The sequence below is a fragment of the Lysinibacillus sp. FSL R7-0073 genome (assembly GCF_038009065.1).
GTDB classification, from domain to species: Bacteria; Bacillota; Bacilli; order Bacillales_A; family Planococcaceae; genus Lysinibacillus; species Lysinibacillus fusiformis.
The window spans coordinates 3,525,718-3,538,677 of sequence record NZ_JBBPAS010000001.1; the positions used below are offsets into that span (position 1 = coordinate 3,525,718).

General features: G+C 37.3%; 12 protein-coding genes and 1 pseudogene. 2 read left to right on the plus strand and 11 right to left on the minus strand.

The annotated features are described in order from the left end of the window. Nucleotides 1-199: 199 nt before the first annotated feature. Nucleotides 200-409 (plus strand): small acid-soluble spore protein SspI, encoded by a 210-nt coding sequence (gene sspI / locus MKY88_RS17675; RefSeq protein ID WP_069482287.1) that lies wholly within the window; start codon nt 200-202, stop codon nt 407-409. A gap of 78 nt (nt 410-487) precedes the next feature. Beyond that, nucleotides 488-1,867: an FAD-binding oxidoreductase gene (locus MKY88_RS17680; protein ID WP_340814324.1), complete on the plus strand. Its 1,380-nt coding sequence runs from the start codon at nt 488-490 to the stop codon at nt 1,865-1,867. Nucleotides 1,868-1,908: 41 nt separating this feature from the next. Here MKY88_RS17680 and MKY88_RS17685 read toward each other — a convergent pair whose 3' ends face one another. From MKY88_RS17685 to MKY88_RS17735, 11 genes and pseudogenes are all read right to left on the minus strand, one after another. Further along, nucleotides 1,909-2,421: a GNAT family N-acetyltransferase gene (locus MKY88_RS17685; protein WP_193832834.1), complete on the minus strand. Its 513-nt coding sequence runs from the start codon at nt 2,419-2,421 to the stop codon at nt 1,909-1,911. 17 nt (nt 2,422-2,438) lie between these two features. Then, on the minus strand, nt 2,439-3,146 hold the full coding sequence (locus MKY88_RS17690) for an amino acid ABC transporter permease (protein ID WP_193832835.1): 708 nt from the start codon (nt 3,144-3,146) through the stop codon (nt 2,439-2,441). A gap of 11 nt (nt 3,147-3,157) precedes the next feature. Then, entirely contained in the window at nt 3,158-3,862 is a 705-nt protein-coding gene (locus tag MKY88_RS17695; protein WP_328204005.1) for an amino acid ABC transporter permease, read from the minus strand. A 24-nt stretch (nt 3,863-3,886) separates the two neighbouring features. Beyond that, nucleotides 3,887-4,711, minus strand: a pseudogene (locus tag MKY88_RS17700) (transporter substrate-binding domain-containing protein). A gap of 19 nt (nt 4,712-4,730) precedes the next feature. Then, entirely contained in the window at nt 4,731-5,009 is a 279-nt protein-coding gene (locus MKY88_RS17705) for a glutaredoxin family protein (protein WP_069482293.1), read from the minus strand. A gap of 12 nt (nt 5,010-5,021) precedes the next feature. Beyond that, a complete protein-coding gene (locus MKY88_RS17710; RefSeq protein ID WP_193832838.1) occupies nt 5,022-6,035 on the minus strand; it encodes an LLM class flavin-dependent oxidoreductase in 1,014 nt (337 codons plus the stop codon). Between the two features lie 46 nt (nt 6,036-6,081). Next, a complete protein-coding gene (locus MKY88_RS17715) occupies nt 6,082-7,410 on the minus strand; it encodes an LLM class flavin-dependent oxidoreductase (protein ID WP_069482295.1) in 1,329 nt (442 codons plus the stop codon). Nucleotides 7,411-7,595: 185 nt separating this feature from the next. Next, nucleotides 7,596-8,492 carry a LysR family transcriptional regulator gene (locus MKY88_RS17720; protein WP_193832840.1) on the minus strand — a complete coding sequence of 299 codons (897 nt, stop codon included), beginning with the start codon at nt 8,490-8,492 and terminating at the stop codon, nt 7,596-7,598. A 300-nt stretch (nt 8,493-8,792) separates the two neighbouring features. Beyond that, nucleotides 8,793-9,758: an ornithine carbamoyltransferase gene (argF, locus tag MKY88_RS17725; protein WP_069482297.1), complete on the minus strand. Its 966-nt coding sequence runs from the start codon at nt 9,756-9,758 to the stop codon at nt 8,793-8,795. Between the two features lie 311 nt (nt 9,759-10,069). Next, the gene (locus MKY88_RS17730; RefSeq protein WP_440590424.1) at nt 10,070-11,575 is read right to left on the minus strand and encodes a thiol-activated cytolysin family protein; all 1,506 of its coding nucleotides are present in this window, start codon (nt 11,573-11,575) and stop codon (nt 10,070-10,072) included. A gap of 218 nt (nt 11,576-11,793) precedes the next feature. Beyond that, nucleotides 11,794-12,882, minus strand: coding sequence for a M42 family metallopeptidase (locus tag MKY88_RS17735; protein WP_008179256.1), 1,089 nt, complete (start codon nt 12,880-12,882; stop codon nt 11,794-11,796). Nucleotides 12,883-12,960 lie beyond the last annotated feature (78 nt).

A 12,960-nucleotide genomic window follows, 5' to 3' on the forward strand; every position in this document is an offset into this window, starting at 1 on the left:
TAGGTGACATTATCTTAATCTGGATATTTTTTGAAATCGAATGTTCACTTTTATCATTTGATTACTCAATATGGTTCAAATTCCTATCGTTTTTCATCCTAATTACAGCTTATTTTTGTAAATTTGATATATTTTCTTTGGCATTTCGTACATATATAAAAAGATACTTGGACAAATTACTATTAAGGAGGCGAAATAGATGAATTTTCAAATTAGAGATGCGATTACAGCCAATGTACACGGTCAATCTGCGGCAGAAATTAAAGATATTGTTGAAGATGCCATTAGCCGTGGAGAAGAGCATTTACTGCCAGGACTTGGGGTATTTTTTGAAAAATGGTGGAAGCAATCAAACTCCACTGAGCAAGAAGCATTCGTTCAAAAGTTAGAAAAAGCATTTGCAAACTGATTTTTTATAAGCAATGCATTCCATTTCCAATAAATGCATGATAATGTTTTACTTATCAGAAAATTTGGAGGGATTGGAATGACTGTTGCAGTAGAATTTATTGTCAATCAACTCAAACAGGTATTATTAGAAGAACAAGTGTCAACAAACGAAACGGTACGACAGCTACATGGTAAGGATGAATCCCATCATGCGATGAGCTTACCTGATATCGTTGTTTTTCCCCGTTCCACCGCTGATGTCAGTGCCATCTTAAAAGTCGCGCATGCACAACGTGTTCCAGTTGTACCATTCGGTGTTGGCTCAAGCCTAGAAGGAAATGCAATTCCCATTGCAAATGGTATTTCAATCGATTTCTCTGAAATGAATGCTATTTTAGAAGTTAGACCTGAAGACCTTCTTGTAAAAGTACAGCCAGGCGTCACACGTTCACAATTGAATAAGGAATTAAAAAAGTATGGGCTACAATTTACAGTGGACCCAGGTGCTGATGCCACACTAGGTGGTATGGCAGCTACTAACGCTAGTGGCACTACTGCGGTTCGCTACGGTGTTATGCGCGATCAAGTTCGTGATTTAGAAGTAGTACTGGCAGACGGCTCTGTAATCCATACAGGAAATTTGGCAGCAAAGTCCTCTTCTGGCTATCATTTAAACGGTTTATTCGTTGGTTCAGAAGGTACGCTCGGTTGCTTTACTGAGCTTACACTGAAAGTATATGGAATACCTGAATTTGTGACCGCAGGACGGGCTGTCTTTAATACAGTCGGTGATGCTGTCAGTTCCGTCACAGCATTATTACAGACAGGAATATCAATTGGTCGTGTGGAATTGGTCGATGAGGCCTCCATTCAACAAGCCAATATTTATAATGACACTGCCTTTAACGAAAAGCCGACACTCTTTTTAGAGTTCCATGGAAATGAAGCAGGTATGCATGCCGATATAGCATTTGCTACAGAAATTTTTGAGGACTTTCATTGCCTATCTGTTGAGTTTGAACACGATAATGCTGGACGTAATAAGCTTTGGGAAGCACGCCATTCATTGGCCTATGCTTATATGCATGCTCATCCTGGTAAAAAGCTTATGTCGACAGATGTTTGTGTTCCTATTTCCATGCTTGCAGAAACTATTTTATATGCAAGGGAGCAACTAAATACTGTTGGACTAGCAGGAGGAATTGTCGGGCATGTAGGAGACGGAAACTTCCATGCGCTGTTAATGTTAAATCCCGATGATGCAGAGGAGCAGACAAAAGCCGATCGCTTTAACGAGCACATCGTTCAATATGCTCTACTTCGTGGGGGCACATGTACAGGAGAACATGGGGTTGGAATTGGCAAGATGAAATATCAAGCTACTGAACACGGCACCTCCCTTGCTGTCATGAAAAGTATTAAGATAGCACTTGACCCCCTTAACATAATGAATCCAGGGAAAATTTTCTCCCTATAGCCATAAAGAAACCGCTGATTCCAACAATCAGCGGCTTTAATTTATAAATCATAGCGGAAGCTCTTTACTAATATTTCTCCCTTATAAAACTCCTTTGACTCGTCTCTTACAAAACCTAAAGATAAATAGAGATTAATAGCAGCCTGCATAATATCTCCTGAATGCAAATATAGTGCTTGATCCTGTCTCTTTCTTGCAAAGGCAAAGCTTTCATGCAATAATTTCTTGGCAACTCCCTGCCCTCTTCCTTTTGGATGGACCCCCAATAAACGCACGATGGTCGATTGAATATTAAGCTCAGGCAGCCCATATGCTTTCTCCGCATCGGTAAACAATTGTAGTCCACCTAAAATCTCATCTCCTCGTTTTGCAACTAGAATAGTTTCAGCGTTTGGATTGCCAACAGATGCTCGAATATCATTTAAATACGAAGCCCAGTGCTCTGGGTCCTTATAATCCTTTTCATATTGCCCATAGCTTTCTACTAAAACCTCAAGATAAGCTGCATAATCTTCCTCTTGTAAATGTTCAATAACAATTTCCGCTATTGTCATATATTTTCCCCTTTCTACTACAGGCCACTTTTACTATAGGCCGTTACTCTTTTTTCAATACGATGTGAGATCCATTCTGTAATAATTGAAATCCCCCAATAAATGATTCCAACCGCAATGAAAGCCTCTAAAAACTTCAAGTTCACAGAAGCAACAATGTTCGCCACTCCTGTCAATTCTTTAATGGACAGAAAAAAGGCTAATGATGTAGCATGTAAAAAACCAATAAAGACATTAGTAAAGTTAGGAATTGACTTACCAAATGCTTGGGGTAAAATATAACGTCGCATTGCTTGTGTAAATGTTAAACCTATTGCATAAGCCGCTTCCAATTGTCCTTTCGGTACACTTAAAATACCAGAGCGAATAATTTCTGAAGCATAAGCCCCTGCACTGAATGTAAGTGCAAGTATTACAAAAAATAATATAGGAATGGAACTGGATTGAAATGATAAGTGGAAAGTATTTGCCACAACATCCACTAGCATGGGTAATCCAAAATAAACAAGCATGATATGCATAATAATAGGTGTGCCTCTGAAAAAGGAAACATAGAAATTTAAGAAGGGTGTCAAAAATTTTATTTGTTTTATCCGCACAAAGGCTATTAGTATCCCTATTACAATACCTAATAAAACAGGTGTAAATGTCATGAATAGAGTTAGTGGTATTACTCTACTAATTTCTTGTAAAGCCACCAACACAAATGCAATATCAATGGTCATAGCACATCCCCCTAATGAGTGGCAACTTCTTTTAGCATATAGCGATTGAAATAACGTTCATTGAATTTGAATATTTTTTCAAGAATTAGGACAATCGCAAAGTAAACGATCGATAATGCCACATATATTTCAAATGCCCGAGTTGTGGACGCGATTAAAGTTTCTCCACGCCCAACCATATCCATTACACCTATGGAAAAAGCGAGTGATGTATCTTTTAATGAACTAATCATTGTGTTCGCTATATTAGGAAAAGCAACGCGGATTGCTTGTGGGAAAACAATTCGCAGAAAAGCCTGAGGACCGCTTAAGCCCACGGAATAGGCTGCCTCCATTTGCCCACGGTCGACAGTTAATATGGCTGCACGAAATATTTCAGCAAAGGCTGCCGCATTGCTCAAAGTATACGTAATAATGACAAAATACATGGCATCCATTCGAGTAACATCAATTTGAATGAGCTTTAGGAGTGCTGGTACCCCATAAAATACTAAAAACAACTGCACTAAAATTGGTGTGCCACGAATAAATGAAATATAAATTGTGATAATTTGCTTTAATCCTGCTATGTTTAGAAGCTTTGGTATAGCTAGCATTATTCCAAGCACCATACCAAAAAGTATGGAGAACACTAGTATTTCAGCTGTTACTGGTAAATACTGAAGCAATGTCGGAAGTACTTTCGCAATAAGTACAAAATCAAAATTATTATCCATACTTCTTTCTTCCTTTCCTAATTGTTAGAAGTCTACTGTGTAATCATCTCCTAACCATTTTTTACTTAGATCGCTAATCACTCCCTCTTTCTTTAGCTCAACAATGGCCTCATCTAAACGCTCTTGTAATTCCACCTCATCCTTATTTAATAAGAAATAAACCTTCGAATTTAATAATGCATCCCCAACGACCTTTTGCTGTGCCTTATTGCTTTCGTTATAATATTTCACCGCAAAGGGTGTCGTAATAATAGCATCAATACGACCACTTGCCAGTTGATTATTCACATCGACTGAACCTGAAGAATAAACGATATTCGCTCCTAAATGATGGTCCTTATTATATTTTTCAATAAAGACAGCAGAGTTACTTGTTGGAGAAACGCTCACGTTTTTCCCTTTCAAATCTTCAATAGATTGAATCTCATTATTCTTTTCATTTACTGTCACCTTTAATGGGAAAACATTATATGGTTCTTTATTAAATAAAAACTTTTCTTCTCGTTCACTATTAACTTCCATTTGATGGGCTATAAAATCTATTTTTCTTGTTTCTAAACTTAGTAATTAATTTGAAAATTCCATTGTTTTCAATTCAAATTCATACTCAGGTAGCTTTTCATCGATTGCTCGAACTAGCTCCACATCATAGCCAGTTAAGTTTCCTTTTTCATCTATAAAACAAATATTTGGAAATTGTGTACCTGTACCGACAATAATTTTTTGGACATCTTTCCCACCTTGTGCTGTTTTTTGTTCATTCGAATCTCCGTCCGATTTTTCTGAACTCGCACATGCTGTTAAAAGTGCCATCAGTAAAAGTAGCATATAAAATAATATTTTTTTCATAAAATTCCCTCTCCTCCTTCTATAAATGTGAGGGTAAGCCCACAGCAAGTGCATTCTTTACATGCTCTAATCCAATTTCTGTTATGGCTCTATAGACACCACTTTCGCTCGAGCCAATTTCCACAATCGGCACATAACGAACGCCATATTTTAAGTCAAGAATGTCTCTAAACGTATCATTATTGGTTACATCAACTGTTTTATAAGGAATATGTTGTTCTTGTAAATACGCTTTTATATCATCACAATAGCTACATCCCTGCTTCGTCCAAACAATGATATCTCTTGTCACTGTCATTAATTTTCCTCCTTAGATTACCGTTATTTGTTGCTGCAACTTTAAATGAATAGGACTTAAAAGCTCAAAGGAGCGTTGCCGTTCAAATTCCTTTCGTACAGGCGTGTGCAAAATGAATTCATCTATTTGATACTGCATATGAAAATGATCTAGTAGATCTTTAATTTCTTCTGGTGACCCATAAACAATATCCGCATCATATTGTTTGACCGTATATTCCTCTCCAGATTCCTGCCCAAATTTTTCTGCTAGCTCTACTGATTGTAAAGTCAACGTCCTACCGCTTGCCAAATGAACTTTTGTAATTTTTTGGTCTTCTATCAAGCCTTTTGCTTCTTTATTTGTCGGTGCAGCAACTGCTGCGATCGAGACAGAAAAGTGACCATTAGGATGATGTTCACGATAAATAGTAGACGACTGAGCCAATAATTCATTGTCGCTATTAATAAATCGTGCAAAGACAAATGCAATTCCAAGTTTCCCTGCAAGTTCTGCACTTTGCGGACTTGCCCCTAATAAGAATAGAGCCGGCTTTACTTTTGGAATGGGTGTTGCTTGCACACCATGAAGATCATGATTCGTAGGTACATTTTGTTCAATTAATTGCTGTAAAAATGTTAGTCTCTCCTCAAAGTCCTCGCCTTGATTGAGCGTGCCATATTGTAAAGCTTTTGTAGAAAGCGGTAAACCACCTGGTGCCTTCCCAATGCCTAAATCAACACGCCCCGGCTCTAATGATGCAAGGACATGAAAATTTTCAGCTACTTTGTATGGACTGTAATGCTGAAGCATGACTCCACCAGACCCAATGCGAATAGTCTCGGTTTTTGCAAGTAAATAGGAAACTAATACTTCTGGAGATGACCCTGCTAGTGCATCCGTATGATGATGCTCCGATACCCAAAAACGAGAGTAGCCTAACTGCTCCGCTTTCTGTGCCAATGCGACAGTTTTTTGTAATGTTTGTTCATTTGTAGCTCCATCAATAATTGGACTTTGATCTAATATGCCTAATGTATAACTCATACACAGCCTCCTTAATTTCACTTATTCAAATAACTTTACTTGGTTTTTAAACAGACTGCTTGATATACCGGCTTTCTTTAAATGGCAAACCTAAATTTCCACGTAATGTATCAGCTTCATAGTCTTCTCGATAAAGTCCTCTAGCTTGTAATATTGGTACTACTTTATCAACAAAATCTTCTAAGGCACCTGGTACCGTTACACCGATTATGAAGCCATCTGCTGCCTCCTTTTCAAACCATTCCTGTACTAGATCTGCCACTTGTTCTGCCGTTCCAAAAAATGCTGTTTTAGGAGTCGCCTCACGTAAAGCGACTTGACGTAATGTAAGTCCCTCCTGCTTAGCATAGCGTTTAATATAATCAGTCGTACTTCTAAAGCTATTGGCCCCTATATCACCTAGTTCAGGAAAAGGCGCGTCCACATCATATTGTGTAAAATCATGATGATCGAAATAACGTCCAAGATAAGCCAGAGCACGGTCAATGGAAACTAATTCAACAATCTCCTGGTATTTTGCCTCTGCTTCCTCAACTGTATCGCCAATGATTGGGGAAATACCTGGGAAAATTTTTACCTCATCTGGATTTCGCTCAAATGCTGCAATCTCTGCCTTGACTCTTTTATAAAATTTTTGTGATTCTTCAATAGATGCTCCATGTGTAAAAATGGCATCTGCATCCTTAGCAGCTAATCGAATCCCAGCATCAGATGCCCCAGCCTGGAATATAACTGGCTGACCTTGCTTTGTTCGTCCAATATTAAGTGGACCTTGGACTGAAAAATACTGCCCTTTATGATGTAATGTGTGCAATTTTTCCGGGTCAAAAAATTGGTCATTTTCGACATCTGCGATAAAGGCATCATCTTCCCAAGAATCCCATAAACCTTTGACAACCTCTAAATATTCTTCAGCGATTTGATAGCGTTCTGCATGACTAGGATGTTGTTCAATAGTTTTATTGTAGTTCAAAGCTGTACTTTCTAAAGGAGTAGTTACAACATTCCAGCCTGCACGCCCTGCACTAATATGATCTAAAGAAGCAAACTGGCGTGCCACTGTGAATGGTTCGCTATAGGAAGTTGATACTGTTCCAACTAGCCCAATATTGTTAGTTGCTACAGCCAATGCTGATAATATCGTAATAGGCTCAAAACGATTTAAAAAATGAGGAATCGATTTTTCATTAATAAATAAGCCATCCGCAATAAAAGCAACATCAAATTTCCCTTCCTCTGCCTTTTGAGCCTGTTGAATATAAAAAGGTAGGTTGACACTTTGATTGCTCGCTACCTTTGGATGACGCCAACTTGAAATATTACCACCTACCCCGTGAATAATTGCTCCAAAACGAATTTTGTCTTGTCTAGCCATATTAATTCCTCCTCATTTTTATTTTTTACTAAACATAGTGGTTAAGTATGTTTTTATGTTAAAAAAATATTTATTTACGATCATTCATAAATAAATTTGGATTGAGAATGATATTACAGTTCATTCAGATAATATGCAATAGGTTAAGTAATAGAAAAAATTTAGCGTTTAAATAAAAAATTTTATCACTCCATCATTTGTACCCTTTCAAAATCCTTCGCTGTATGACAAATTGTCTCCCAAAAAGCAGAAGTCAATGTATCTTTATTTTTATAAGTTAGGAAGATATGTTGATTCATATCCAGTAAATGCTTGATATCTACTTCAACAAATTCGCCGCTTTCAAGTTCATTCTTGACACAAAGCTGTGGTAAAAAGCTAATATAGTTTTTTGTGCGAATGAAAGCCTTAGCGATTTCTAAATGGTCTGTTCGAACCTCTATATTGGCGGCTACCCCCTCTACCTCGAACATTTTATGCACATAATTCCAATCGAACGCTCCACACTCAAAAAACACCATTTTCTGTTGTGCCAATTCTTTCGCTTCGATGCAATCATATTGTGGTAACGGGTGTTCACAATGCCTCACAAGTTTCACCGCATTATTTAATAATAACTCGTTGAATATTCCTTCTCTGTGTACATACTGAATGAAAGCTACATGAATTTGGTGACTCTCCAATTTTTCTAATAGCATAGTTGTTGAACCTGTCACCAATTGAAAACGCAAATTAGGAAATTGTTCTTTCCATTTAGGCAACGCATACGCTAAAAAATATTGAGCTGTTAGGCCATTTGCACCAATACATACATCATCTGTTTCCTGTGTCTTTTCCAATTGCTTCTTTCCTTGCTGAAACGTTTGTACGATTTGAGTCGCGAAAGGTAAGAAACCTTTGCCTTTATCTGATAAGGTTACACTTCGTCCCTCTCGATAAAATAACTCAACCCCTAGCTCCCGCTCCAATGATTTGATGCGTGCAGTCACGGTGGGTTGAGAAAGAAACAAGGCGTTGGCTGCCTTATGTGTACTCTTATAATGGACAACATATAAAAAAGCCTCGATATGGTCTATATTCATGTAAATTCCATCCCTTCATCCTTATTTACTCTATTATATAAATAATTCTTTATATTCTCTATATTTTATAGGAAAACTTAGTTTTTAGTCTTATATCCCTCGATACAAAAGAAAAAAGTAACCCAGCGTCTCCCAGGTTACTTAACTATGTAGCGATGCAGCCATCCATCTTGACAACAAGCATCGCGCGTGGTGAACATCCCTCTGTCTGCCAACCACTGTATGTTATTCACATGGGCACCCACTGTTGCACACGTAAACTCTATTTTACTTCTCAACCTGAAAAGTATAGGTCAAATCTTACGCTAAAATCGATGCAAGAACTGCTTTCTGTGCATGAAGTCTATTCTCAGCTTGCTCAAAAATATAAGAATTAGGGCCATCAATAACAGATGTTGCCACTTCTTCCTCACGATGTGCTGGCAAGCAGTGTAGGAACATGTAGTTCGGTTTCGCATACGCTACAAGCTCATCATTAATTTGGTAATCTGCAAAATCTTGCAAACGTTTTGCTGCTTCTTCCTCTTGGCCCATCGATGTCCAAACATCTGCATAAACAACGTCTGCATTTAATACAGCTTCCACAGGGTCATGTGTCATCATAATTGTGCTGCCATTTGCCGCGGCAATTACTTGTGCTTTAGCGATTACTTCTGCATCACATTCATAGCCTGCTGGTGTCGCCACAGCTACATTCATCCCAACATGCGCTGAAGCAACTATTAAAGAATGTGCTACGTTGTTGCCATCTCCCACATAGGCAATTTTAAGCCCCTTTAAAAAACCTTTGTTCTCTGCAATTGTTTCTAAATCCGCTAAAGCTTGGCATGGATGATAAATGTCTGTTAATCCATTGATGACAGGAATAGCCGCATGCTCTGCTAGTTCCTTCACCATTGCATGGGAATTTGCTCGGATCATAATGCCATCCAAATAGCCTGATAAGACATGTGCTGTATCGTAAATGGATTCACCACGACCTATTTGTAAATCACGCGCATGCATAAACATACTTTTCCCACCTAGCTGATTCATGCCGACTTCAAATGAAATACGAGTACGCGTTGAATGTTTTTCAAAAATCATACCAAGTGTTTTACCTTCTAGTAATCTTGGGCATTTCCCCTCTTTGGTAATCATTTTAAGCTGTGTTGCTAATTCAATAAGTTCTTCAACTTCTTGACTTGTATAGTCTAGCAAAGTTAATAGGTCTTTTCCCTTTAAACTAGAAACTAACTTTAGCTGTACTTCTTCGAGTAATTTCATGGCCTTCGCTCCTTGTATCATTGCTGTTGAAATTAGTATAACATGCATAAATATAAAATCAATTGAATTTTTATAATTTTATTCAATAATTATTAAATGTTACAAAAATTCGTCAAAACGAATATTTATGCATTTTAGTTATTTTTACGGCCGAATCCTTTGTAGAAATTCACTTAAAGAAAGATTGGTTATGAATAAAGAAGGAAAAGTGAGCGCAGTTATTGAAAGAACTTGAAAACGATAAAAACCTCCTAACAATAATTTGTTAGGAGGTAAAATTCTTTATAGTCATTACCTTTATATACTGCTACTTACTCGATACTACCAGTTGGGTATAATGTAGTACCTCCAATGGAGACTTTGATTTCATTAGACAACGGAACATTATATTCATCAATAACCGTTCTCCACCATTCCCATGCAAGACCTGTACATTCTCTAGCATAAATTCTTATATTTTTCGAATTAGCTGGAAGCGGTATTACTGTAGAAAAATGAGCTGTTTTGTCCTTCCAATTTCCATCCCAAGTTTTATGGGTTAATACTTCATTTCCATTTTCATCGTAAGAGAATTCGTCCCAAGCTACTTCAAATTGAGCAACGTATGCACCATAATGATCGAGGATGATCTTTCCTTTAGAATATTCCGTAGCTGTCGTCTCGATATAATCTGTATTATTATGAACAGCAGCAATTGAATGATCCTTTAAGAAAACACTTGTATATGAAATTGGATAGGCTGGGTTTTTAAGACTAAATTCTCCATTATCTTTAATTACATCTCTAATATCATTAAAGTCCTTTGAGACAATTTGATTATGCTTTTGTGAATCTCCGCCTAATACTACAGCCGTAAAGGAACTTTCCTCAAAAATATCTTTGTATTGTGCACTAGTTTCCACATTCGTATTAACATTCTTCAGTAATGCTTTAAAAGCAGCTTGTACATCCTTACTCTTAGAGCTTGTTTCTAATTTCACATAAATTGTTCTCCCATAGGCTACATTCGACACCATAACGGGAGGGGCATCATTGCTTACTCCTTTACGAGTTAACTCTGCAAAATTAACGCTATCATCGAAAAGTTCTGATGGATTGTTAGGCAGTTCGGCACTTACGGTATAAAAAATTTGTTTGTATGCCGCAACCATCACTTTTTTCTCTCCATTCGCAATCGCATTAAAGTCAATTCCCAGAGAATTGTCGAGAACTTGGGCGTTTACATTCAAAGCGCTTGCTATTTGAGATTTGCTATAAACCATAGATTCTGAATATTGTAGTCTTGCAGGCAACGTATGTGTTGTGGAATACTTCTCACTCCAAGTAGACACTAACTCATCCACTGCACCAGATACATTACCATATGTCGGATTATCCACAGTCAAAGTATTTTCCCTTTTCATGCCAGGTAAATCAATGCTAATATTTAGTGGTTTTCTTTTAGCCACCAATAAGTTAGGTTGATTGTCTACAAAAGCTTGGTTGGCAAGTTGTAATGCCCCTGGATATGTACGATTCGCCATAGAATCAATAATTGATATATCCACTGGTGAAGTTGTCAGTGATTTCTTGTTACGTTCCACCACTATAAATTTATCATTTGAGCTAACTCCTTCTTTAGGAACAAAGCTATCAACCCTGTCACCATTCACTGCTAATATTTCCATGTTGTTGTAGTTCAAGTTTGCTATACCCGTATCAATATCACTTGAACTATTAGTCACAAGTGTTTCAGCAAATGAAATACTTGGATAAGTTAGAAGGCATAAACTAATAGATAAACATATTAAAAACTTGATTGGTTTTTTAATTCCCAAATAAATCCACTCCTTTTATAGGAAATTATACCATATAAAAATAATTTTCAAATATAGTATTTTCGTTTCATTTTCATTGTGCTAATAATATGTACTTATGATCAATATTAATAACTATTATGTTAAATCGTTGTGGTCCCTTTCCAACGAAAAAAGCCTCCTAACATTTTAGTTAGAAGGCAAACCGCATATAATTCTAGTTAGTTTTTTCCATACAATTAATCGAATGTAATTTTATTCACTGCATCACGGTCTAATTTTTTAATGACTTCAACCATTAATTTAACAGCGTTATCATAATCATCACGATGTAGGATACCTGCATGTGAATGGATATAACGTGTCGCAATACCGATAGATAGTGCTGGTACACCATTTGCTGTTACGTGGATAGAGCCAGCATCTGTACCACCGCCAGCCATTGCTTCAAATTGGTAAGGAATATTGTTCTCGTCTGCTACGTCTAATACGAATTCACGTAAGCCACGGTGTGATACCATAGATGCATCATACACAACGATTTGAGGGCCCGCTCCCATTTTACTAGTTGATTCTTTAGCTGTTACGCCTGGAGTATCTCCCGCTACACCTACATCAACTGCAAATCCAATATCCGGTTGGATTTTATGTGTTGCTGTTTTAGCTCCACGAAGTCCAACTTCTTCTTGCACATTTCCTACTGAATAAAGAATATTAGGATGTTTTTCATTTTGTAAAGCTTTCATTACATCAATAGCAATGGCACAACCAATGCGATTATCCCAAGCTTTTGCTAATAGATATTTTTCATTTTTCATCACATTAAATTCGAAATATGGTGTTACCATATCGCCAGGACGTACGCCCCACTCAAGCACTTCATCTTTAGAAGCGGCACCAATATCAATAAACATATCTTTAATGTCTACTACTTTATTGCGCACATCAGCAGGTAAAATATGAGGTGGTTTTGAACCGATAACCCCAATTACTTCATCGCCTTTACGTGTCGTAATTGTAACGCGCTGTGCCAGCATAACTTGGCTCCACCAGCCACCTACTGTTTGGAATTTGATAAAGCCTTTGTCATCGATTTGTGTAACCATGAAACCTACTTCATCTAAATGTCCTGCCACGACGATTTTAGGTCCGTTTTCATCGCCTACTTTTTTAGCAATTACACTACCTAAGTTATCTGTTTCTACAGTATCTGCATATGGTGCAATGTATTTTTTCATGACCTCACGCGGTGCACGTTCATTGCCTGCAATACCATTTGCATCTGTTAAATCTTTAAACATTTGTAATGTTGGATCTAGTTGTGTCATCCTTTTGCCTCCTACGTCTTGTATCTATTTTATTATACTTCGTTTACCGAAATATTCCTAGCTTAATCGTCTGAAAAT